We start from the raw sequence: 21,558 nt of genomic DNA on the forward strand, positions 1-21,558 counted from the left end.
CAACCCCCCAGATACAAAGAGGTGCCCATGAAACGGGTGTTCCTTGCCGGCGCCGCGGTCGCGGCATTACTCGCCTCGGCCGCCTGTACCGGCCCGAAGACCGACACGCCGGCCGCGGCCGGCAAGTCTTCGCTGAACGTGTACCTCTACCAGGAGCCGGCCGGCGTGTTCAGCCCCCTCGCTCCGCTCAACGGCGCCGACTCGCAGGTCATGTCCTTCGTCTACGAGGGCCTGCTCGCCGTCGACCCCGACTACAAGCTGCAGCCGCGCCTCGCCGAGACCTACGACGTGTCCGCGGACGCGACGACGTTCACGTTCCACCTGCGCAAGGGCCTCAAGTGGAGTGACGGGCAGCCGTTCACCTCCAAGGACGTGCTGTTCACCTACAGCCTGCTGGCCAACCCGAAGACGACCAGCGCCACGGCCGGCAGCTACGCCGGTGTCGCCGGTGTCGCCGACTTCACCTCCGGCAAGGCCCCGGCGATCAGCGGGTTCTCGGCGCCGGACGACAACACGTTCGTCATCAAGGCCGCCCAGCCGAACTTCGGGCTGCTCGCCGTCATCGGCTACCCGTGGATCCTGCCCGAGCACGTGCTGGGCAAGGACGCCCCGGACGCCGTGGCCAAGGACGAGTTCTTCCGCAAGCCGACGGTCGGGATGGGTCCGTACACCTTCGTGGAGTACAAGACCAATCAGTATGTGCATGTCACGGCCAACCCCAATTACCGCAGTCCCGCGAAGATCAAGGATGTCTACCTCAAGCCGATGACGTCCGATGTCGCGACCGCGCAGCTGGGCAACGGCGGCATCGACATCGCCTCCTACTCGCCGACCGACGCGGCCACCGTCTCCGGATTCAGCGGCGTCGCGACACAGGAGAAGCCGGGCGCCGGGTTCGTGCGCATCGCGCTCAACCAGTCCAAGGACTACTTCAAGGACGCCCGCGTCCGCCAGGCGTTCCTCTACGCCGTGGACCGCCAGCAGATCGTCAAGACGGTCCTGATGAACAAGGCCGAGGTCCGGCTGTCGGACTTCGCGAAGGCCAACTCGCCGTCCGGCCTCAACGACTACGCCAAGAACGTCGACAAGGCCAAGCAGCTGCTCGCCGAGGCCGGGTGGGACCCGAACCGCACGATCAACCTGCAGTGGGTGCACGGCCAGCGGGACCGGGACGCGACCGCCACGATCGTGCAGAGCGAGCTGGCCGCGGTCGGCGTGAAGGTCAACCTGGTCAACATCCAGGCGGCCAACATCGCCGGCACGTACAAGGACAAGTCGTACGACATGACGCTGTACGGCGGCGGCAACTACGCCGTCGACTCCTCCGCGATCAACGTGATCACGGCGTGCGTGCAGCAGCACCCGGCCGGCGGCAACATCAACTTCTTCTGCGACCAGAAGCTCGACCAGCTGATGACGCAGGCGAACCAGACCGTCGACGCGGCCCAGCGCAAGAGCCTCTACGACCAGGCCGCCGTCGAGTCCAACGCGCAGGTCGACCTGATGTGGCTGTACAACCCGTACGGTCTGTGGGGCGTGAGCAAGAAGGTCCAGGGCTTCCGGGCCCCGGGCTCCCAGGACGCGAACTTCTGGGACCCGGCCAGCTGGACGATCAGCGGATAAGGACCGCCGAGGCCGGGCGGGTGCACGCGCACCCGCCCGGCTTCTCACCGTGAGAGGAGGGTGACTTGGGGGCGTACCTCGTCCGCCGACTGCTGGTGAACGTGCTGGTGTTCTTCCTGATCACCGTCGCGATCTTCGGCCTGGTGCACAAGACACCCGGCGACCCGATCGCCATGCAGGTCCCGGCCGATCAGCTCAACGCCGGCAGCGCCGAGTTCATCGCGCAGAAACGCCACGAGCTCGGCCTGGACCAGTCGGTCGTCGTGCAGTACTGGCACTGGCTCGTCAACGCCGTGCAGGGCGACCTCGGCTACTCGCTGCTCAACGGGCGCCCGGTGACCGAGGTGCTCGCCGAGCGCATCGGCCCGACCATCGAGCTGATGGGCGTCGCGCTGCTCATCTCGCTGCTGGTCGCCATCCCGCTCGGCATCGCCGCGGCCCGCCGCCGCAACACCGTCGTGGACTACTCCGCGACCGTGGTGAGCCTCGGCTCCGTGTCGATCCCGGTGTTCTTCGTCGCGCTGATCGCCATCTACTTCTTCACGCTGAAACTGCAATGGCTGCCGTCATCGGGCATCTCCGATCCGACCGCGCCGAGCCTGCTGGACACGATCCGCCATCTCGTCCTGCCGGCGCTCATCCTGGGCTTCGGCAACTCCGGGCCGTTCATGCGGTACGTCCGCAGCTCCATGATCACCGAGCTGCAGGCGGACTACGTGCGCACCGCCGAGGCCAAGGGCGCACCGCCCCGCCGGGTGGTCCTGCGCCACGCCTTCCGCAACTCGCTGATCCCCCTGCTCACGGTCGTCGCCTCCAACGTGCCGCAGCTGCTGGCCGGCGCGGTCGTCATCGAGCAGGTCTTCGCCTGGCCGGGCATGGGCCAGCTCGCGGTGAGCTCCGTCAACCAGCACGACTACTCGGTGATCATCGGCTTCGCGCTGCTGATCGCCATCCTGGTGCTGCTGTCGAACCTGCTCGCCGATGTCCTGTACACGCTCGTCGACCCCCGGGTGAGGCTGCGATGACGATCCCTCAGGTGGCGGACGAGGTGGCCGGCGTCGCCGAGGCCAGCCCGCGGCGCGGGGCGCTGCGGCGGTTCCGGCGCAACCCGGCCGCCCTGGCCAGCCTCGTGTTCCTCTTCCTCGTGATCCTGGCGGCGCTGTTCGCGCGGCCGCTGTCCGGGCACGACCCCAACCAGATCGACCTCCTGGCCGCGCGGGCCGCGCCGGGCGGCGAGCACTGGCTCGGCACCGACTCCACCGGCCGCGACGTGCTCTCCCGGCTGCTGTTCGCCGGGCGGATCTCGCTCGGCGTCGGCATCCTCTCGGCCGGGCTGGCGGTCGTCGTCGGCACCGTCCTCGGTGGCCTCGCCGGGTTGCTCGGCGGCTGGGTCGACGGCCTGGTCATGCGGGCCGCGGACGTGTTCATGTCGTTCCCGTCGCTGGTCGTCATCGTGGTCATCGCCGGCGTCCTCGGGCCGAGCGTGGTCACGATGATCATCGCGATCGGGCTGTTCCAGTGGCCGGTCTGCGGCCGGATCGTGCGCGGCGTGACGCTGTCCCTGCGCGAGCAGGAGTACGTCCTCGCGTCCCGGGCCACCGGCGCCGGCCCGGTGTGGCTGCTGCGCCGGCACATCATCCCGGCCGCGCTGCCGCCGGTGAGCGTGGCCGCCACCCTCGCCGTCGCTCAGGCGATCGCCCTGGAGGCGACGCTGTCGTTCCTCGGCCTCGGCGTGCAGCCGCCGTCGGCCAGCTGGGGCAACATGCTCACCGACGCACAGAGCCTCACCGTCATCCGCTCCGAGCCGTGGCTGTGGCTCTCCCCGGGCGTCGCGGTCGCGCTGACCGTGCTCGCCGTCAACTTCATCGGCGACGGCCTGCGCGACGCCGTGGATCCGAGGCAGTCGTGACGTTATTGAAGATCGAGGGCCTCACCGTCGACTTCCACACCGACGACGCCGTAGTGCACGCCGTCGACGGGGTCGACCTCGAGGTCGACGAGGGCGAGATCGTTGCGGTCGTCGGCGAGTCGGGCTCCGGCAAGACCGTCACCGCGATGTCCATTCTGCGCCTGCTCCGCGAGCCGCCGGCCCGGGTCTCGGCCGGGACCCTGGCCTTCCGCGGCCAGGACCTGCGCGGGCTGTCGCCGCGGGCGCTGCGCGCGATCCGCGGCGGACCGGTCGGCATGATCTTCCAGGACCCGATGACGGCGCTGAACCCGGTGCTGAGCATCGGCGACCAGATCGCCGAAACAGTGCTGCTGCACCAGCGCAAGCAGGACAAGAAGGCGGCCCGGGCCCGCGCGGTGGAGCTCCTCGGCCTCGTCGGGGTCCCCGATGCGGCGCATCGCGTGAAGCAGTACCCCCACGAGTTCTCCGGCGGTATGCGGCAGCGCGCGATGATCGCCATGGCCATCGCCAACGACCCCGACCTGATCATCGCCGACGAGCCGACCACCGCCCTGGACGTCACCATCCAGGCCCAGGTCCTGCAGCTGCTGCAGAAGGCCCAGCGGGAGACCGGGGCCGCGACCATCCTCATCACCCACGACCTCGGCATCGTCGCCGAGCTGGCGGACCGGGTCGTCGTCATGTACGCCGGGCGGGTCGTCGAAACGGCGAGCGTCATCGACCTGTTCGCGAAGCCCCGGCATCCGTACACTCTGGGGCTGCTCGCCAGCCTGCCGCGCATGGACACGGACACGGACCGCCTCGACCCGATCCCCGGCAACCCGCCGAACATGGCCGCACCCCCGCCGGGCTGCCCGTTCCACCCGCGCTGCGCGATGGCCCGGGACATCTGCACGACCGACCGGCCGCCGTTGCTGGAGATTGCCGCGAACCGCCGCAGCGCCTGTCATTTTCATGAGGAGCTCGCATGACGGAGCCACTGCTGAAGGTGGAGGGCCTGTCGAAGCACTTCCCGATCCGCAAGGGGGTGCTGCAGCGGCAGGTCGGTGCGGTCCGCGCGGTCGACGGCGTGGACCTGGAACTGGCGGCCGGTGAAACACTGTCACTGGTCGGCGAGTCGGGCTGCGGCAAGTCGACGACCGGCCGGCTCCTCGTGCGCCTGATCGAGCCGACCGCGGGCCGGATCCTGTTCGAGGGCGCCGACCTGGCCCGGCTGCCCCAGTCGCAGCTGCGGGCCAAGCGCCGCGACATCCAGATCATGTTCCAGGACCCGTACGCGTCGCTGTCGCCGCGCATGACCGTCCACGAGATCGTGGCCGAGCCGCTGCGGGTCCAGGGCCGCTACGGCGACGGCGGCCCGGAGCGGGTCGCGCAGCTGCTCACCCTCGTCGGCCTGCGCCCCGAGCACGCCCGCCGCTACGCCCACGAGTTCTCCGGCGGTCAGCGCCAGCGGGTCGGCCTGGCCCGGGCCCTGGCCCTCAACCCGAAGCTCCTGGTCCTCGACGAGCCGGTCAGCGCCCTGGACGTGTCGGTGCAGGCGCAGGTCATCAACCAGCTGCGGGACCTGCAGGACCGGCTCGGGCTGGCGTACCTGTTCATCAGCCACAACCTGTCCGTCGTCCGGCACATCTCGCACCGGGTCGCGGTGATGTACCTCGGCGGGATCGTCGAGACCGGCACCCGGGCCGACATCTTCACCCGCCCTACCCACCCCTACACGCAGGCGCTGCTCTCGGCCATCCCGGTCCCCACGCCGGTCGGCCGGGAGGAGCGGGACCGCATCACGCTGACCGGGGACGTGCCGAGCCCAACGGTGCAAGACCCTCCGGGGCGGCGGCAGCCGGCCGACCCGCCGTCGGGTTGCCGCTTTCGCACCCGGTGCTGGAAGGCCCAGGATGTCTGTGCACAGGAAGCCCCGGCCCTGATCGACCGGATCGGGGTGGGGCATCCGAGCGCCTGCCACTTCCCCGAACTGCCCGCCACCCTGGAGAACCACCCCGCGAGGAGGCCGTGATGGCCCGTTCCACCCGCACCGTCCGCCCGGTGCCCGTCGACGACAGCAGGCCCGCGTCGGCGAACTACCACGCCAACGCCCTGGCCCGGGGCCTCGCGCTGCTGGAGATGCTGGCCACCGAGCCGGAGCCGCTGACCGTCAACGAGTTCAGCGAGCACACGGCGCTGCCGAAGAGCACCCTCGTGCGGCTCCTCGCGGTGCTGGCGGAGATGGAGTACGTGGTCCGGGTCGACGAGCGGCCCTCATACCGCCTCGGGCACAAGGTGCAGCGCCTGGCCAGCGCCTACGTCTCTTCGCTCGACCTGACCGTGGTCGCCGACGCCTACCTGCGCCCGGTCGCGCTGGGCACGGGGCAGACCGCCAACCTGGGGGTCCTCGACGGCGACCAGGTGCTGCACATCTGCGTCGCCGAGCCGGACCGGCCGCTGCGGTTCACCACCGCGCTCGGGGCCCGCGACCACACGTACTGCACCGGCCTGGGCAAGATGCTGCTGTCGGAGCTGCCGGACGGGGACCTGGCGGCGCTGGTGCCGGCCGAGCCGTTCCCGGCCTTCGCCGAGAACACCCTGACCACCCTGGCCGACCTGCGCAAGGACCTCAAGCGCACGGCCAAGCGCGGCTTCGCCCTCGACGACAACGAGCGCAGCATCGGCCTGCGTTGCTGCGCGGTCGGCGTGCGCATCGGCGGGGAGCTGCTCGCGGCGGTGAGCGTCTCGGGGCCGGCGGGGGAGTTCACGGCGCAGAAGCAGCAGGAGTACGTCGCCGCGCTGGACGAGGTCGCCAAAGCCATGTCCGACGACCCCGACTTCACCGCGGCCCTGCGCATCGTGCACCGCTCGCTGCGCCCCGCCGGCAAGCGCTGATGCCCGCCCTACTCCCCGACGTAGGCGATGCACTCCACTTCGACGCGCACGTCGCCGCGGCCGAACGCGACCACCACGGTCGTGCGGGCCGGCGGGGCGGCGCCGAAGCGGCGGGCGTAGATCTCGTTGAACGGGGCGAAGAGCGTCCCGTTGGACAGGAACGCGTTGACCTTCACGATCTGGTCGGCCCGGGCCCCGGCCGCCTCGAGGACCGCCTCGACGTTGTCCAGGGTCTGGTTGACCTCGGCCGCGAAGTCGCCGATGTAGATCGAGCCGTCGGCGGTCGTGGGGACCTGCCCGGAGACGAAGACGAAGTCACCGGCCTTCGTGGCGTGTGACAGCGGAACGGTGACGGGGGCGAAGGAGGCGGGATGGAAGCGTTCGATCATGACGACATGGAATCACATTCCACGTTGCTCATCCAGGGCGGCACGGTGCTGGACGGCACCGGTACGGCGGGCGCCGCGGCCGATGTGCTGATCCGCGACGGGCACATCGTCGCGATCGAGCCGGGACTGGTCCCCGACGCACCCGCCTTCGACGCGACCGGCCGCGTCGTCTGCCCCGGCTTCGTCGACCTGCACACCCACTCCGACCTGACGCTGCTGTCCGGCCCGGAGGCGCGCAGCAAGGTGCACCAGGGCGTGACCACGGAGGTCGTCGGCAACTGCGGGCTCGGCGTGGCTCCGCTCCCGGCCGGCGCCGACCTCGACGGCATCCGCCAGGCCGTGAGCTACCTGGACCTGGACCCGGCGATCGCCTGGAGCTGGACGGACCTGCCGGGCTACCTCACGGCGGTGACCGCGGCCCGCCCGTCCGTGAACGTCGCCGCGCTCGTCGGGCACATCCCGCTGCACGCCGGGGTCTGCGGGTTCGACGACCGGCCGGCCACCGTCGACGAACTGGATCGCATGTGCGGGCTGCTGTCCGACGCGCTCGGCGCCGGGGCGCTCGGGCTGTCGACCGGCCTCGTCTACCCGCCGCTGACCTACGCCCGCGAGGAGGAGCTCGTCGGCCTCGCCCGGGTGGTGGCCGCGGCCGGTGCGGTGTTCACCTGGCACGTGCGCAGCTACGACGACGGGCTCCTCGACTCCGTCGCCCAGGCCGTGCGGGTCGCCCGGGCCACCGGCAGCCGCACGCAGATCTCCCACCTCGCCGCCGTCGGCCGCCGCAACTGGGGCGCGGTCCGCGGCGCTCTCGACCTCGTCGACGCGGCCAACGCCGACGGCTTCGAGATCGGCGTCGACATCTACCCGTACGTGCACGGCAACGCGCCCCTGTCGCAGCTCCTGCCGGCCTGGGCCCTGGAGGGCGGCGCGGCCGCGTGGGCACCTCGGCTGCGCGACCCCGACGTCCGGGCCCGGGTCAAGGCGGCCTGGGTCGACCGGCCCACCGGCTGGGACGAGCTGACCGTCAGCTGGACCAGCCGGGGCGACGGCGACCCGGTGCTCGGGCGCACCCTGGCGGACCTCGGCGGGGCCGACGCCACCCTCGACCTGCTGGCCGAGCTCGGCGCGGGGGCCATGATGACCGCGGGCGGGCGCAGCGAGGACGACCTGCGCACGGTCCTGGCCCACCCCGCGGCCGTGGTCGCGTCCGACGGGCTGGCCCTCGACCCGGGCGGCATCACCGGCGCCGGCGTGCCCCATCCGCGCAGCTACGGGTGTTTCCCGCGATACCTCAGCCGCTACGCCACCGACCTGCCCGACGCGGTGCGCCGCTGCACCTCCGAGCCGGCCCGCCGCATCGGCCTGCCCAACCTCGGCGTCCTGCGCCCCGGCGCGCCGGCCGACGTCGTCGTCTTCGACCCCGCCACCATCGCCGACACCGCCACCTTCACCGCGCCGCACCAGCTGGCCACCGGCATCGACCTGGTGCTCGTCGGCGGCGTGCCGACCGTCGAGCGCGGGCGGCACACGGGCCGGCGGGCGGGGAGGGTCTTGCACCGCACGAGAGGAACCACCGGATGATCGACGTTCACACCCACTGCCACCTGGCCGAGCACTGGGGCTGCGAGTGGCACCGCAACTGGCAGCCCGTCTACGGCCACGAGTACGCCGACCACACGCCCGAGCAGTACGACGAGGCGATGGCCGCGGGCGGCGTGGACCTCGCGTTCGTCTTCGGCATGCGGGCCACCCGCGCCGGTGTCCTGACCCCCAACGCGTTCGTCGAGGATTTCTGCGCGCGGACGAGTACCGACACGGTGGGTTTCATGGCTTTGGACCTTGCCGACGCGGACGTCATGGAGCAGCTGGCCGACGGGCTCGCCCGCGGCCTGCGCGGGGTCAAGCTCTATCCGGTGCTGGCCCACTTCGACCCGCGCGACGAGGTCCACGACCCGTTCTTCCGGGCCGCGACCGAGGCCGGGCTGATCGTGCTCTGGCACATGGGCACCACGCCCAGCCCGGAGGGCCGTCTCGAACTGTCCGACCCGCTGCTGGTCGACGACGTCGCCCGGCGGCACCCGGAGCTGAAACAGATCATCGCCCACCTCGGGCACCCGTGGCAGCGGGAGACGATCGTCGTGCTGCGCAAGAACCGCAACGTGTTCGGCGACGTGTCGGCGTCGTGGGCCCGGCCCCTGGACGGGTTCATGGCCCTGGTCCGGGCGCAGGAGTGGGGCGTGGTGCCGAAGCTGCTGTTCGGCTCCGACTATCCGATGTGGACACCCGCCGCGGCCCGGGACGGGCTGCACCAGCTGGCGAAGATGCGCCCGGGCGGACTGCCCGCGATCGAGCCGGCGACCGTCGAGTGGCTCATCGACGGCGACCCGCGATCGGCGCTGGGGCTGTCCGCATGACTGCTGTCTCGCGCATCTCTGATCTGCCCACGCCGGCCCTGCTCGTGGACCTCGACCGGCTGGAGCGCAACATCGACCGGATGGCGTCCGCGTTCGCCAAGGCCGGGGTGGGTCTGCGCCCGCACACGAAGACCTCCAAGTGCCTCGAGGTGGTCCGCCGGCAGGTCGCCGCCGGCGCCCTCGGGATGACGTGTTCCACGCCGGCCGAGGTGGCCTGGCTCCAGGCGGCGGGCGTGTCCGACCTGCTCTGGGCGCATGCTCCGGTCGGGCCGCCGAAAGTCGCGTTCGTCATCGACGCGGCACGTCAGGGTGGTCTGACCGTCGCCCTCGACTCCTACGAGGCGGCGGCGCCGCTGTCGGCGGCCGCGGTTGCGGCCGGGGTGACCGTGCCGTTCGTCCTCGAGATCAACACCGGGCACGCCCGGCTCGGCGTGGACCCTGAGCATGTTCCGGCCGTCGCGGCGAAACTGGCAGCCCTGCCCGGGCTACGGCTGCGCGGGCTGCTCACCCACGAGGGGCACCTGGCGGCCCAGCCCGACCGGCCGACCCTCGAAGCGGCCGGGCACACGGCCGGCGCGCTGATGGCGAGCCTCGCCGACGGGCTGCGGGCGGACGGGCACGCGATGGAGGTCGTGTCGGTCGGCTCCACCCCCGGGGCCACCTCGGCGCCGTTCGCGGCCGGCGTCACCGAGGGGCGGCCCGGCACCTACGTGTACTACGACGCCAACCAGTTCCGGCTCGGCTCCTGCACGCTCGACGACTGCGCGCTGACCGTCCTGGCCCGGGTCGTGTCGGTGCAGCGGGCCGGGCGGCCGATCATCGACGCGGGTATCAAGGCGATGAGCTCCGACACGATCGCCGCGGCCGGCTCGGTCGGGCTGGTCGACCGGCCCGGTGTCGCGTTCGTGGACGCCAACGAGGAGCACGGCTTCCTGGCCGACACGGGCGAGCGGCCCCTGGTCGTCGGCGATCTGGTCAGGATCATTCCCAACCACGCCTGCGGTACCACCAACATGTGGAGCCACCTGTACGCCGTCCGCGGTGACCAGGTCGTCGACCGCTGGGAGATCGCCGCCCGCTACTAGTTGACATGGAACGACGTTTCACGTGACATGGCCGCATGAAGGTCATGACCATCTACGCCCACCCGGCGGACACCATCACCAATTGCGGCGGAACCCTGGCCCGCCACGCCGACGCCGGCGACGAGATCGTCGCGCTGATCCTCACCCACGGCGGGCGGATCCACGCGAACCGCTACGCGGAGGAGTGGCGCAAGGACGCACCCGACTCGGCCATCGCGAGCGCCGGCCTCGACGAGATCATCGCGTTCAAGAAGGGCGAGCTCGAGCGGGCGGCCGAGATCGTCGGCATCTCCCGGCTCATCACCCTCGACCGCGACGACCGCGAGGCCGGCCTGCACGAGGCCCTCGTCGAGACGGTCGCCGAGCAGATCGCGGCCGAGCGGCCCGACGTCATCATCTGCGACTACCCGCAGAACCCGGTCATGGCGGCCAACACGCACACCGTGGCCACGACGACCGTCCTGGCCGCGCTCGGCCGGGCCGGGGCCTACCTGCGCAACCTCGACGGCCAGGCCGAGTACCACGTCAAGCAGGTCTTCCTCACCTCCCTCCCGGTGTTCCCGATCGACGGGCTGAGCCTGTTCGGTGTGCGCAATGACGTGTTCGTCGACATCACGCCGGTCGTCGGGCGCAAGGTCGCGGCGATGGACTGCTTCGACAGCCAGGGCTACTCGGGCCTGTTCGCCCGCAAGCTCATCGAGTCCGCGAACGGCGAGGCCGGCCGGGCCGCCGGGGTCAACTTCGCCGAGGGCTACTACCGCCTCTACAACGAGACCCACGCGACCCTGCCGCTGACCGACGCGGCGAAGGCGGCCGACCCCCTGGTCCGCCACGTCGAGTACAGCCGCATCGACCTGCGCGCGGAGTACCCCCTGCCGGGCGCCTCGAGGAACACTGCCTGATCGGCAACCAGCCGCCCGGCGACCGACGGGGCCCTGGAGGTGGTCGGCCGCACGAGCCCGGCTCTGCTTTGATTACGCGGTGGAACTCGGGATCGATCTCGGCACTTCCAACACGGTCGCCTACCTCCGCCGTGACGACGGCACCACGGAGCCCGTCCTCTTCGACGGCATGCCGCTGCTGCCGTCGGCCGTCTACGCCGACGAGTCCGGCCGGCTCCTGGCCGGCCGCGACGCGGTCCACTCGGCCCGCGCCCACCCCGAGCGTTTCGAGGCCGCCCCGAAGCGCCGCATCGACGAGGGCCGGGTCTTCCTCGGCGCCGACGTTCCGGTCGAGTCCCTGCTCGGCGCGCTGCTGCAGCGGGCCGCGACGGAAGCCGCCCGGATCGCCGGCGCCCCCGTCGCCGCGGTCACCGTCTGCCACCCGGCGGCCTGGGGCGCGGCCCGCCGGGCGGTGCTGCAGCGGGCCGCGGCCGCCGTCGGCCCGCACCGGGTCCGGCTCGTCCCGGAGCCGGTCGCGGCGGCCGCGTTCCACGTCCGCCGGCACGCCACCGGCCCGTCCGACCTGCTCGTCTACGACCTCGGCGCGGGCACGTTCGACGTGGCGATCGTCCGCTTCGCCCCGCCCGGGCACCTGACCGTGCTCTGCTGCGCCGGCCTCGACGACGCCGGCGGCCTGGACGTCGACGCGTCGATCGTGGCCCGGCTGCGCCTGCGGTGCGGCGGGCCGGAGCAGTGGGCGCGGCTGGACAATCCGGTCACCGCCGCCGACCGGGCGGCCCGGCGGCAGCTCTGGGACGACGTGCGCACCGCGAAGGAGATGCTGTCCCGGACCGACACCACCACGCTGTTCGTGCCGCTCGTCGAGCAGGAGCTGGTGCTGACCCGGTCCGAGCTCGAGCAGCTGGCCCTGCCGCTGATCCAGCGGACGCTGCACACCGTCTCGATGACCATCCAGGCCTGCCCGGTGCCGCTCATGCCCCTCGGCGGGGTGGTCCTGGTCGGCGGGGCCAGCCGGATGCCGCTCGTGGGTGCGATGCTGCTGCGGGCGCTGAACACCCCGATCACCGTCATCGACCAGCCGGAGCTGGTGGTGGCCGCGGGGAGCCTCGATCCGATGCTGACCGGGGCTCCCGTCCCGGCCTCAGCCCCGGCCCCGGCCCCTGCTCCCGGTCCGGTCTTCGTGGCCCCAGCGCCGGCTTTCGCCCCTCCGCCGCCGCCGGTGCCGCCGCCCGGGTTCGCGCCGCCGGGGTTCGCGCCGCCGGTTCCGCCGCCGGCTGGGTTCCAAGCGCCCGGGTTCACTTCGTTCGCGCCGCCCGGGTTCGTCCCGCCGGTTCCGCCGCCGATGCCGCTGTACGGGACGCCCCCGCCGGTGGTGGTGCAGCCGACGCCCGCGCCGGCCCAGCCGCCGGCGGTGATCACGATCGTCGAGCTGATCTCGGTGAGCACGCCGCGGTTCACGGGCGTGACGCTGCGTGGTCAGCTGCACGCGGCCTACGGGGTGGTCGAGCACATCTTCCCGACCGACGCCGACGGCAACCTGCTGCTGTTCTCCGACCCGAACGCCCTGGCCCGCTACTCGGCCGCACACGGCGCACACGACCCGCTGCTCTGCGTGCCCGGCGCCCGGGTTCGCGCCGACGGTGCCGACGAGCTGCGGTTCGACCTCGACCTGCTGCCCGAGCACCTCAGCGGCGCACCGGAGACGTGGCTGCCCGGCTACGTCTGCCGCTGCCGCGACCTCGCCGCCCAGCTCGTGATCTTCCTCGACCTGGACGGCGTCGACGACCTGGTCGGCCAGCACTCGACGATCGACCAGGCCGACGACATCCTGCGCCGGCACCGCACCGAGCCGTCGGCCCGGTCCGCCCGCCGGAAACTCGCCCGCCTCGACCGGGCCCAGCTGATCGAGGACTGGGTCGAGCTGATCGGCCTGATCGACGCGGCGACGGTACAGCCGAGTTAGTTGACGGCGAGCTCGCCCAGCTCCGACCAGCCGGTCTGGTCGACCGTGGTGCTCACGATGCGCGGGGTCTCCCGCAGGTACTGCGGCAACGTCCGCTGCGCCTGCTTGAAGTGCGCGGAGTTGACGTGCGCCCCGCCCGCGTCGCCGTCGCGGAAGGCCTCGACCAGCACGTACTCGTTCGGGTCGTCGAGGCTGCGGGACCAGTCGAACCACAGGCAGCCGTCCTCGGCGCGGGTGGCGTTCGTGAAGTCCGCCGCGATCGAAGGCCACGCCTCGGCGTGCTCCGGCCGGACGCGGAACTTGGCGGTAATGAAGATCATGAGCTGTCTCCTGTCGGTCTGTGCCCAGTCTGGTTCCGCTGGGCTCCGCGGGGGCGGACCCGGACCGGGCATCCTCAGCAGAACCCTAGGCGGACCCGGCGGAAAGATGTGGTTGCGGCTCTCGGGTGGGGAAGCGTGCCAGAATGGTCGGCATTGCCGGTGGGGGGAGACATCGATGGACGAGGCGCTCGCCCGCAGCGGGATCATGCAGGGGATCGACGCCGAGGCGGCGGAGGAGCTCACGCGCGGGCTCGACTACGTCGACGTGCGGCGGGGGGACGTGCTGTTCAACGAGGGCGAGCCCGGCGACAGCCTGTACATCGTGCTGCAGGGGAAGATCAAGCTCGGCCGGCGGGCGCACGACGGGCGGCAGAACCTGCTCGCCATCATGGGGCCGGGGGACATGGTGGGGGAGCTGGCGCTGTTCGACCCGGGCGCGCGCACGGCCACCGCGACCGCCGTCGTCGACTCGCGGGCCGCGAAGCTGACGAAGACGTCGCTGCGGTCCTGGCTGATCAAGCGGCCGGAGATCGCCGAGCAGCTGCTGCGGGTGCTCGCGCGGCGGCTGCGGCGCACGAACGACGCGCTCGCCGACCTCATCTTCACCGACGTGCCGGGGCGGGTCGCGAAGAAGTTGCTGCAGCTGGCCGGGCCGTTCGGGATCCGGGACGGCGGTGTACTGCGGGTCACCCACGACCTCACCCAGGAGGAGCTCGCCCAGCTGGTGGGGGCGTCCCGTGAGACGGTCAACAAGGCCCTCGCCGACTTCAGCTCCCGCGGCTGGATCCGCCTGGAGGGCAAGAGCGTGGTCATCGCCGACCCGGAGCGCCTCGCCCGCCGCGCCCGCGTGTAACATAGCGCAGCGTGTCACACACGCAGCGCCCACCAGCGCCGAGCGGTGTGACACACCTCAGCGGCGACGCTTGTGCTGGGCGCGCCGGGCCAGGGGAGCGTCGTCCAGGATGACGATGCACTTGTTCTCGAGGCGCAGCCAGCCGCGGGACGCGTAGTGCGCGAGGACCTTGTTCACCGACTCCCGCGAAGCCCCCACGAACTGGGCCAGCTCCGTCTGCGTGAGGTCGTGCTCGACCCGCATGGTGCCGTCCTCGACGACGCCGAACTGGTAGGCGAGCTGGATCAGCTGACCGGCGACCCGCCCGGGCACGTCGCTGAAGAGCCGGTCGTGGACGGTCGCCCGGTTGCCCCGGATCCGGCGCGCGACGGCCTGCAGCAGCTGTTCGGCCACTTCGGGATGCCGGCCCATCCAGCGGTACAGCGACGTCTTCGACAATTGCGCCAGCCGGGCGTCGGCCACGATCGTCGCCGTCGTGGTGCGCGGGCCGCCGTCGAGCAGCTCGACCTCGCCGAACGGCTCACCCGGCCCGACCAGGGCGAGGAGCCCTTCGCGGCCGTCGCTGGAGCGGCGGGACAGTTTCACCTTGCCGGAGCGCAACACGTAGAGGCGGTCGCCGGGCTCGCCCTCGCGGAAGAGCACGGTGCGACGGCTCGCGTCGACGGTCTCGAACTCGGCGGCGAGGTCGTCGGCCGCCGCCGCCCCGACGTGGTCGAGCAGGGCGGCGCCCAGCACGCGGCTGTCCAGCGGAGTCGCGCGGCTCTCCAAAACAGTCAGGCTCATAACGGCTCCCCTGTCAGGCGACGCGAGCCTCGTCGGCGGAGGCGCAGTCGGCCGGTCGGTACTCGGTGGGCGGTACGGAGTACCACCCGAACGGTACTTGATACCATGGACCAAGGCAACGGCCGGTGAACCGAGGTGCGCGAGGATGGCACAGTGAGCGCAACCCCCTCCAAGCAGCGCCTGGTCGACGCGGCCCTCGACCTGTTCGACGAGCGCGGCTACGAGCAGACCACCGCCGACGAGATCGCCGACCGGGCCGGGGTCGGGCGGACCACGCTGTTCCGGCACTACCGGTCCAAGGAGGACGTGATCTTCCCGGATCACGACCGGCTCATCGCCGCGGTCCGGGAGCGCCTGGCGACATCGAGCGCCGACACGGCGCTCGTGGCGGTGACCGACGCGGTGCGGCTGGTCCTGCTCAGCTACGTCGAGGAGGGCGACCGGGCCCGCCGCCGCTACTCGATCACCAGCAAGGTGGCCGCCCTGCGCGACCGCGAGATCGCCAGCGTCGCCCGCTACCAGCGGCTGTTCCGGGAGTTCATCGCCGGCTGGATGGGCCCGGCCCCGGCCGACGCGCTGCGGGCCGAGCTCATGGCGGCCGCTGTCGTCTCCGCGCACAACCACGTCCTGCGCCGCTGGCTGCGCCGGGAGGCCGCGGACCCGGCGGCCGAGCTGGACGCGGCGATGGCCCGGGTGGTCCAGCTGTTCGCCGTCGAACCGCACGACGCGAACGGCTCGATGGTGATCGTCCTGCGCGACGCCCGCGACCCCGAGCAGGTCGCCACGGCCGTCCGCCAGGCCCTCAAGCGGTAGTCACAAGGCGTCGAGCAGCAAAGATATACAGTTGCGAACACGCCGCTGAAACAGGTCGTTCCTAGCGTCAGTGCATGGCCGACACGCTGGAAACACCGCAGCATCAGGATCTCGTCGAGGCCGCCGGCATGCCCGTCGGCAGCGGGGACGTCAAGCCCGGGTATGACCCGCGGCTCACCAACGAGGACCTCGCGCCCCTGCGCCGGCAGACGTGGGGGGCGTACAACATCTTCGCCTTCTGGATGTCCGACGTGCACAGCGTCGGCGGGTATGTGACCGCGGGCAGTCTCTTCGCGCTCGGGCTGTCGAGCTGGCAGGTGCTGGTCGCCCTGGTCGTCGGCATCGGCATCGTGTACTTCTTCTGCAACCTGGTCGCGAAGCCGAGCCAGGCGACGGGGGTACCGTACCCCGTCATCAACCGCGTGGCGTTCGGCGTGCTCGGGGCGAATGTGCCGGCCATCATCCGCGGCTCGATCGCGGTCGCCTGGTACGGCATCCAGACCTACCTGGCCTCGGCCGCGCTGGACGTGGTCGTGCTGAAGCTGTGGCCGGACCTGGCGCCCTACGCCGACGTCGACAAGTGGGGCTTCGCGGGCCTGCCGCTGCTCGGCTGGTGCTCGTACGCGCTGCTGTGGGTGCTGCAGGCGGCGGTCTTCTGGACCGGCATGGAGACCATCCGCCGGTTCATCGACTTCTGCGGCCCGGCCGTCTACGTCGTCATGGCGGTGCTGTCCGGCTACCTGATCTACAAAGCGGGCTGGGGCGCGATTGATCTCAGCCTCGGCGAGGTGAAGTACCACGGCTTCGACGCACTGCCCGTCATGCTGGGCGCCATCGCGCTGGTGGTGTCGTACTTCTCCGGCCCGATGCTGAACTTCGGGGACTTCTCCCGCTACGGCCGGTCGTTCAAGTCGGTGCGCACCGGCAACCTCCTCGGCCTGCCGGTCAACTTCCTGGCCTTCTCCATCCTGGTCGTCGTCACGTCCTCGCTGACGATCCCGATCTTCGGCGAGCTCATCACCGACCCGGTGCAGACCGTGGCCCGCATCGACAGCACCTTCGCCATCGTCCTCGGCGCGCTGACGTTCACGATCGCCACCATCGGCATCAACATCGTCGCCAACTTCATCTCGCCCGCGTTCGACTTCTCCAACGTCAGCCCGCAGCGGATCAGCTGGCGCGCGGGCGGCATGATCGCTGCGGTCGGCTCGGTCCTCATCACCCCGTGGAACCTGTACAACAACCCCGACGTCATCCACTACACCCTGGAGATCCTCGGCGCCGCGATCGGGCCCCTGTTCGGCGTCCTCATCGCCGACTACTACCTGATCCGCAAGCAGAAGGTCGACGTGGACGCGATGTTCACGATGGCCCCGGACGGCAAATACTTCTACCGCAAGGGCTACAACCCGCCGGCGCTCATCGCCACGGCCGTCGGCGCCGTTGTCGCGGTGGTGCCGGTGCTGTGGTCGGGCGGCCCGGGCATGCACACCACGGCCCAGTACAGCTGGTTCATCGGCATGGGCCTGGGGCTGCTCACCTACCTGGCCCTGGCGTACCGGCCGCAGGCACCGGCCGCGGTGAGCGCCGAATAGTGCGCATCCGCGTCGTCAACCCGAACACCACCGCGGCGATGACCGCGCTGATCGGGGCGAGCGCCCGGGCCGTGGCCGGCCCGGGCGTCCACGTCGAGGCGGTCACGTCCGCGATGGGGCCGGCGTCGATCGAGAGCCACTACGACGAGGCGCTGAGCGTCCCCGGGCTCCTGGCCGCGGTCGCCGAGGGTGAAACACGCGGCATCGACGCGTACGTCGTCGCCTGCTTCGGCGACCCCGGTCTGGACGCGGCCCGGGAGCTGGCCCGTGGCCCGGTCGTCGGGATCGCCGAGGCGGCCATGCACGCCGCCGCACTGCTCGGGCGCGGCTTCAGCGTCGTCACCACCCTCGACCGGACGATAGGGCGGGCGTGGGACCTCGCCGCCCGGTACACCGCGCCCGGCGCCTGCCGCGGCGTGCACGCCTGCGAGATCGCGGTGCTGGACCTGGAGGCCGACCCGCACCTGGCCGACCGGGTCGCGGCCCGCGCCGGCCGCGCGCTGGAGCGGGACGGCTCCGACGTCATCGTGCTCGGCTGCGCCGGGATGGCGGGGCTGTGCGCGGCCGTCTCCGAGCGGCTCGGCGGCGTGCCGGTGATCGACGGCGTCTCGGCCGCGACACTGGCGGCGCAGTCGCTCGTGACGCTCGGACTGCGCACGTCGGAGCGCTCGGAGTTCGCGCGGCCGCGGCCCAAGCAGTACACCGGCGGCCTGGAAGCGTTTCAAATGGAAACGCTGCCGCCGGAGTCGGCGAACAGGCCGGTGTCGCGGGGGAGCAGGGCGATGTAGGACTGCAGGCGGCGGTGGTGGGCGGTGCAGGCGGCGATCAGGGCGTCGGCGTCGCGGGCGGTGAACGCGGCCAGCATGGCGGCGTGGTCGCGGTGCAGCAGCTCCCGGTCGGCCGGGCCGAGGTGGGTCATCGGCTGCAGCGGCTCGGTCATGTTCCAGGCCGTGCCCAGCATGTGCAGCAGCCGGCGCATCCGGCACGGGCGGATCAGGGCGAGGTGAAACCGGCGGCTCTCGCGGTGGTAGGCCCGGCCGTCGCCGGCCCGCACCGCGGCCTCCAGCACGGCGTGGGCGGCCGCGGCCCGCTCGTCGTCCTCGCCGCCGGCCTGCCCGATCGCCACGCGCATCGCCGCCGTCTCCAGCGCCTCGCGGACGAGATAGATCTCGCCGAACTCCTCGGCTGTAAGTTTCGCGACCCGGTAGCCGAGATTCGGGCGGTGATCGACGAGGCCCTCGCCGATGAGCGTCATGAGCGCCTCGCGCACGGGGATGCGGGAGACGCCGAACGCGGCCGCCACGGCGTCGACCGGGATCGGCGAGCCGGGCGGGGCGTCGCCGTCCAGGATGCAGGTCCGCAGGTCATCGAGGATGGCGGCCTGGGACCGGCCGGCCCGCGGGCCGGTGAGCCGCGCGACCAGCGCCGAGCGCCGCCGGGGACCGGGCATCGCTCACCTCCCGCGAGCGAGGGTAACGGCACCGCGTTATCGGCGTGTTTCCGGCGAATTCACGAAACCTACTAAACCGATCTGGGAGCGCTTCCATTGACAGCAAACGATGCTGCGATCAAGCTCGCCGTCGTCACTGTTCTCAACACGGGAGGATTGCAGCGATGGCCCAAACGCTCGGTCGCATCGCGGACCGCGTCATGCAGCGTCTCGCCCCCTCGGCGGACGCCGGCTGTACCTACGACTGGTACATCTGCTACTGCAAGGGCGGCCTGATGTACAAGAAGAAGTGCATGTACGGCTGCTCGGGCGTGCCGAACCACTGCTACTCCTGCGGTGTCACCGGCACCTGCTGACACCCCACCGCGACGGCGTCCGCCCCCACCCCGGGCGGGCGCCGTCGCCTTATCCCCCAGGAGGAAACCCATGACCACCGCACTGCTGGTCGCCGTCATGCTGCTCGCCGCGCTGACCCTGTTCAACCTCATCGTCGTGCTCGGCGTGGTGCGCCGGGTCCGCTCCTACGAGACCCGGCTGGGCGGCGTGGCCGAGGCCGCGCCGGTGCTCTCCACGCCCGTGGGTGCGCGGGTGGCCGAGTTCGTCACGTCCACTGTGGACGACCGGAAGGTGTCCCGGGACACGCTGAGCGGCACCACGCTGTTCGGCTTCTTCTCACCCGACTGCTCGGCCTGCCACGAGCGCCTCGGCGACTTCAAGGCGACCGCGGCCCGCTTCCCGGGCGACGCCTACGCGGTCGTGATCCGCGACGGCGGCGACCTCGAGCCGGTCCTGCGCGGCCTCGGCGGCACCCCGGTCGTGCTCGAGGACCCCGAGGGCCCGCTGTCGCAGGCATTCGGCGTGCGCGGCTTCCCGGCGTTCGTCATGGTGCGCGAGGAGGGCGTCGTCGAGTCGACCGGCTACCTGGTGCCCGCCCTGACCTGAACGCATGGAGAAGCCCGGCCCCGGCGCCACAGGGAAGGAAGTGACGCCGGGACCGGGCTCACCGGGGGTGCCGAGTGGGGATCAGGAGGACGGTTCGCCGGACGGTACGGCGAGGGCCGTGCTCAGCGATGCGGGAACTCCGAGGTTCGGCGTGCCGTCGGCGTTCCAGGTGATCTTCTGGGCCCGCGTGCTGCGGTTCATGTCGCAGTTGCCGGCCGAGTTCGTCGTGGCGTGATAGACGATCCAGTCCTCGGTGCCGTCGGGCGACTTGAAGAAGCCGTTGTGGCCGGGGCCGTAGACCGCGCCCGCGTTGTTGCGCTGGAACACCGGCGTCGAGGTCTTCACCCACGACGACGAGCTCAGCGGGTCACCGCCGTTCCAGGTCAGCATCCCGAGCTTGTAGTCGGGCGTGGAGCAGTGGCTGGCCGAGAAGACGATGAACGCCTTGCCGCCGTGCTGGATGACCTCCGGGGCCTCGTTCACCGCGCCGCCGACCGTCTCCCAGCTGTACGTGGGGGAGGACAGCAGCCGCCGGGTGCCGCTCGCGGTCCAGGGGTTGGACAGCGGGCGGATGAACATCGGCTGCGAGCCGGTGTAGTACGTGCCGAGCAGGTACAGCTGGCCGTTGAGCTGCAGGATCGTGGGGTCCAGCTCCCACGTGTTGTCCTGGCTCGGGTCGAGCAGGTCGGCCTTGAACGTGTAGGGGCCCATCGGGTCCAGCCCGGAGCTCTCGAGCACGTGGATGCGCTGCGTGCCGAGGTTGTACGGCTCGACGCCGGCCACGTAGTAGAGGTACCACCGCTGCCCGTTGGGGCCGTTGAGCAGGTGGAACTCGGGCGCCCACATGGTGCCCGCGCCGTTGGAGCGGGTCAGGTTGAAGATGACGGTCTCCGGGGCGGTGGCCAGGCCGCCCAGCGTCGCCGACTTCCGCATGGTGATCGTGCGGTTCCACGTCGTCGCCGCGAGGTAGTAGTAGCCGTTGTAGTACGTCAGCCACGGGTCCGGGCCCTGCGTGTCCAGGGGGTTCTTGAAGGTGCCGCCGGTGCCGCCGCCGGTTCCGGGGTTGTACCCGGCCAGCCGCCACACCCGCGTGGTCGCGCTCGTGCACGGTAGCTGCACCAGTTTCGCGTTCACGGCGGTGCTGTCGGCGGCCGGCGTGACGCACTTGCCGGACTGCACGCCGACCAGGTTGAACGTGTTGGTGACCCCGGAGATCGCGACCGCCTGCAGCCGGAACCGCTGGTTGTTCTGGCTGTTGCAGGGGTACTGGATGACCAGGCCGTTGTCCGCAGTGGACTGTCCGGAGATGTCCACACAGGACCCGGCGGTCAGGGTGCCGATGGTGTACTGGTCGGTCGTGCCCGACACCGGCGTGAACGTGTAACTCTGGCGCGTGGAACTGTTGCAGGCGGCGTTCTGCAGCTGCAGCGCGGCCGTCGAGGCGCCGCCGGGCACCTCGGCGCAGTTGCCGCCGGACTGCAGCACGACGGTGCTGGTGAAGGTCACCGGCGCGGCGGACGCCGGGGCGGCCTGGAGAGCGGCGATCGGGATCATGACGGCCGCGAGCAGGACGGCTTTTCTGATCATGTCTCAACTCCTTCGGGTTCCGAAAACCCTTTCGGAGATGGTGGACCGGCGAA

22 protein-coding genes are annotated in these 21,558 nt (G+C 71.5%); 17 read left to right on the plus strand and 5 right to left on the minus strand.

The genetic code is table 11. The annotated features are described in order from the left end of the window. Positions 1-27 precede the first annotated feature (27 nt). From ACIA8L_RS36640 to ACIA8L_RS36665, 6 genes are all read left to right on the plus strand, one after another. Positions 28-1,623 (plus strand): ABC transporter substrate-binding protein, encoded by a 1,596-nt coding sequence (locus ACIA8L_RS36640; RefSeq protein ID WP_395911807.1) that lies wholly within the window; start codon positions 28-30, stop codon positions 1,621-1,623. Between the two features lie 65 nt (positions 1,624-1,688). Beyond that, positions 1,689-2,648 (plus strand): ABC transporter permease, encoded by a 960-nt coding sequence (locus ACIA8L_RS36645; protein ID WP_395911809.1) that lies wholly within the window; start codon positions 1,689-1,691, stop codon positions 2,646-2,648. Then, entirely contained in the window at positions 2,645-3,532 is an 888-nt protein-coding gene (locus ACIA8L_RS36650) for an ABC transporter permease (RefSeq protein ID WP_395911811.1), read from the plus strand. The genes ACIA8L_RS36645 and ACIA8L_RS36650 overlap by 4 nt, the downstream gene beginning before the upstream one ends. Next, positions 3,529-4,503: an ABC transporter ATP-binding protein gene (locus tag ACIA8L_RS36655; protein ID WP_395911813.1), complete on the plus strand. Its 975-nt coding sequence runs from the start codon at positions 3,529-3,531 to the stop codon at positions 4,501-4,503. The genes ACIA8L_RS36650 and ACIA8L_RS36655 overlap by 4 nt, the downstream gene beginning before the upstream one ends. Further along, entirely contained in the window at positions 4,500-5,546 is a 1,047-nt protein-coding gene (locus tag ACIA8L_RS36660; RefSeq protein WP_395911814.1) for an ABC transporter ATP-binding protein, read from the plus strand. Before ACIA8L_RS36655 ends, ACIA8L_RS36660 begins: the two co-directional genes overlap by 4 nt. After that, positions 5,546-6,409, plus strand: coding sequence for an IclR family transcriptional regulator (locus ACIA8L_RS36665; protein ID WP_395911816.1), 864 nt, complete (start codon positions 5,546-5,548; stop codon positions 6,407-6,409). The genes ACIA8L_RS36660 and ACIA8L_RS36665 overlap by 1 nt, the downstream gene beginning before the upstream one ends. A gap of 8 nt (positions 6,410-6,417) precedes the next feature. Here ACIA8L_RS36665 and ACIA8L_RS36670 read toward each other — a convergent pair whose 3' ends face one another. After that, on the minus strand, positions 6,418-6,798 hold the full coding sequence (locus tag ACIA8L_RS36670) for a RidA family protein (protein ID WP_395911817.1): 381 nt from the start codon (positions 6,796-6,798) through the stop codon (positions 6,418-6,420). A 6-nt stretch (positions 6,799-6,804) separates the two neighbouring features. On the opposite strand from ACIA8L_RS36670, the gene ACIA8L_RS36675 reads away from it, so the two are divergent. The 5 genes from ACIA8L_RS36675 (at position 6,805) to ACIA8L_RS36695 (ending at position 13,162) form a co-directional block, all read left to right on the plus strand. Next, positions 6,805-8,379, plus strand: coding sequence for an amidohydrolase family protein (locus ACIA8L_RS36675; protein ID WP_395911819.1), 1,575 nt, complete (start codon positions 6,805-6,807; stop codon positions 8,377-8,379). Then, positions 8,376-9,212 (plus strand): amidohydrolase family protein, encoded by an 837-nt coding sequence (locus ACIA8L_RS36680; RefSeq protein WP_395911820.1) that lies wholly within the window; start codon positions 8,376-8,378, stop codon positions 9,210-9,212. The genes ACIA8L_RS36675 and ACIA8L_RS36680 overlap by 4 nt, the downstream gene beginning before the upstream one ends. After that, complete coding sequence (locus ACIA8L_RS36685; protein ID WP_395911822.1) at positions 9,209-10,297, plus strand: alanine racemase; 1,089 nt, start codon at positions 9,209-9,211, stop codon at positions 10,295-10,297. The genes ACIA8L_RS36680 and ACIA8L_RS36685 overlap by 4 nt, the downstream gene beginning before the upstream one ends. 35 nt (positions 10,298-10,332) lie before the next feature. Further along, positions 10,333-11,199 (plus strand): PIG-L deacetylase family protein, encoded by an 867-nt coding sequence (locus tag ACIA8L_RS36690; RefSeq protein WP_395911823.1) that lies wholly within the window; start codon positions 10,333-10,335, stop codon positions 11,197-11,199. 79 nt (positions 11,200-11,278) lie between these two features. Further along, complete coding sequence (locus ACIA8L_RS36695) at positions 11,279-13,162, plus strand: Hsp70 family protein (protein WP_395911825.1); 1,884 nt, start codon at positions 11,279-11,281, stop codon at positions 13,160-13,162. Here the strand turns inward: ACIA8L_RS36695 and ACIA8L_RS36700 are convergent. Further along, positions 13,159-13,482, minus strand: a complete 324-nt coding sequence (locus ACIA8L_RS36700; RefSeq protein WP_395911827.1) for a putative quinol monooxygenase — start codon at positions 13,480-13,482, stop codon at positions 13,159-13,161. The two genes, ACIA8L_RS36695 and ACIA8L_RS36700, sit on opposite strands and share 4 nt — an antisense overlap. A 175-nt stretch (positions 13,483-13,657) precedes the next feature. Between ACIA8L_RS36700 and ACIA8L_RS36705 the strand changes: the two genes are divergently transcribed. Beyond that, on the plus strand, positions 13,658-14,335 hold the full coding sequence (locus ACIA8L_RS36705; RefSeq protein WP_395911829.1) for a Crp/Fnr family transcriptional regulator: 678 nt from the start codon (positions 13,658-13,660) through the stop codon (positions 14,333-14,335). A gap of 57 nt (positions 14,336-14,392) precedes the next feature. Here the strand turns inward: ACIA8L_RS36705 and ACIA8L_RS36710 are convergent, their stop codons facing one another. Beyond that, on the minus strand, positions 14,393-15,082 hold the full coding sequence (locus ACIA8L_RS36710) for a Crp/Fnr family transcriptional regulator (RefSeq protein ID WP_395912323.1): 690 nt from the start codon (positions 15,080-15,082) through the stop codon (positions 14,393-14,395). 189 nt (positions 15,083-15,271) lie between these two features. Here ACIA8L_RS36710 and ACIA8L_RS36715 point away from each other — a divergent pair, with 189 nt between their 5' ends. The 3 genes from ACIA8L_RS36715 to ACIA8L_RS36725 all read left to right on the plus strand — a co-directional run bounded on the left by ACIA8L_RS36715 (position 15,272) and on the right by ACIA8L_RS36725 (position 18,314). Further along, entirely contained in the window at positions 15,272-15,931 is a 660-nt protein-coding gene (locus ACIA8L_RS36715) for a TetR/AcrR family transcriptional regulator (RefSeq protein WP_395911831.1), read from the plus strand. 74 nt (positions 15,932-16,005) lie between these two features. Continuing rightward, entirely contained in the window at positions 16,006-17,526 is a 1,521-nt protein-coding gene (locus ACIA8L_RS36720; protein WP_395911833.1) for an NCS1 family nucleobase:cation symporter-1, read from the plus strand. Next, the gene (locus ACIA8L_RS36725; protein WP_395911835.1) at positions 17,526-18,314 is read left to right on the plus strand and encodes an aspartate/glutamate racemase family protein; all 789 of its coding nucleotides are present in this window, start codon (positions 17,526-17,528) and stop codon (positions 18,312-18,314) included. The genes ACIA8L_RS36720 and ACIA8L_RS36725 overlap by 1 nt, the downstream gene beginning before the upstream one ends. On the opposite strand, the gene ACIA8L_RS36730 is transcribed toward ACIA8L_RS36725, so the two are convergent. Further along, a complete protein-coding gene (locus ACIA8L_RS36730) occupies positions 18,248-18,976 on the minus strand; it encodes a GntR family transcriptional regulator (protein ID WP_395911837.1) in 729 nt (242 codons plus the stop codon). The two genes, ACIA8L_RS36725 and ACIA8L_RS36730, sit on opposite strands and share 67 nt — an antisense overlap. Before the next feature lie 164 nt (positions 18,977-19,140). Between ACIA8L_RS36730 and ACIA8L_RS36735 the strand changes: the two genes are divergently transcribed. Beyond that, positions 19,141-19,332, plus strand: coding sequence for a hypothetical protein (locus ACIA8L_RS36735; RefSeq protein ID WP_395911839.1), 192 nt, complete (start codon positions 19,141-19,143; stop codon positions 19,330-19,332). 70 nt (positions 19,333-19,402) lie between these two features. After that, entirely contained in the window at positions 19,403-19,918 is a 516-nt protein-coding gene (locus tag ACIA8L_RS36740; RefSeq protein WP_395911840.1) for a TlpA family protein disulfide reductase, read from the plus strand. A gap of 81 nt (positions 19,919-19,999) precedes the next feature. Here the strand turns inward: ACIA8L_RS36740 and ACIA8L_RS36745 are convergent, their stop codons facing one another. Then, positions 20,000-21,505, minus strand: coding sequence for a family 43 glycosylhydrolase (locus ACIA8L_RS36745; RefSeq protein ID WP_395911842.1), 1,506 nt, complete (start codon positions 21,503-21,505; stop codon positions 20,000-20,002). Positions 21,506-21,558 lie beyond the last annotated feature (53 nt).

The sequence above is a fragment of the Dactylosporangium sp. NPDC051541 genome, from assembly GCF_044454505.1.
Classification (GTDB): Bacteria; Actinomycetota; Actinomycetes; order Mycobacteriales; family Micromonosporaceae; genus Dactylosporangium.

Bases quoted from the DNA above. Each gene is read 5' to 3' on its own strand.
- ACIA8L_RS36690 (WP_395911823.1), top strand. From the start codon at position 10,333: ATGAAGGTCATGACCATCTACGCCCACCCGGCGGACACCATCACCAAT.
- ACIA8L_RS36740 (WP_395911840.1), top strand. From the start codon at position 19,403: ATGACCACCGCACTGCTGGTCGCCGTCATGCTGCTCGCCGCGCTGACC.
- ACIA8L_RS36680 (WP_395911820.1), top strand. From the start codon at position 8,376: ATGATCGACGTTCACACCCACTGCCACCTGGCCGAGCACTGGGGCTGC.
- ACIA8L_RS36720 (WP_395911833.1), top strand. From the start codon at position 16,006: ATGGCCGACACGCTGGAAACACCGCAGCATCAGGATCTCGTCGAGGCC.
- ACIA8L_RS36640 (WP_395911807.1), top strand. From the start codon at position 28: ATGAAACGGGTGTTCCTTGCCGGCGCCGCGGTCGCGGCATTACTCGCC.
- ACIA8L_RS36745 (WP_395911842.1), bottom strand. From the start codon at position 21,505: ATGATCAGAAAAGCCGTCCTGCTCGCGGCCGTCATGATCCCGATCGCC.
- ACIA8L_RS36650 (WP_395911811.1), top strand. From the start codon at position 2,645: ATGACGATCCCTCAGGTGGCGGACGAGGTGGCCGGCGTCGCCGAGGCC.
- ACIA8L_RS36675 (WP_395911819.1), top strand. From the start codon at position 6,805: ATGGAATCACATTCCACGTTGCTCATCCAGGGCGGCACGGTGCTGGAC.
- ACIA8L_RS36730 (WP_395911837.1), bottom strand. From the start codon at position 18,976: ATGCCCGGTCCCCGGCGGCGCTCGGCGCTGGTCGCGCGGCTCACCGGC.
- ACIA8L_RS36665 (WP_395911816.1), top strand. From the start codon at position 5,546: ATGGCCCGTTCCACCCGCACCGTCCGCCCGGTGCCCGTCGACGACAGC.
- ACIA8L_RS36685 (WP_395911822.1), top strand. From the start codon at position 9,209: ATGACTGCTGTCTCGCGCATCTCTGATCTGCCCACGCCGGCCCTGCTC.
- ACIA8L_RS36735 (WP_395911839.1), top strand. From the start codon at position 19,141: ATGGCCCAAACGCTCGGTCGCATCGCGGACCGCGTCATGCAGCGTCTC.
- ACIA8L_RS36660 (WP_395911814.1), top strand. From the start codon at position 4,500: ATGACGGAGCCACTGCTGAAGGTGGAGGGCCTGTCGAAGCACTTCCCG.
- ACIA8L_RS36700 (WP_395911827.1), bottom strand. From the start codon at position 13,482: ATGATCTTCATTACCGCCAAGTTCCGCGTCCGGCCGGAGCACGCCGAG.
- ACIA8L_RS36670 (WP_395911817.1), bottom strand. From the start codon at position 6,798: ATGATCGAACGCTTCCATCCCGCCTCCTTCGCCCCCGTCACCGTTCCG.
- ACIA8L_RS36705 (WP_395911829.1), top strand. From the start codon at position 13,658: ATGGACGAGGCGCTCGCCCGCAGCGGGATCATGCAGGGGATCGACGCC.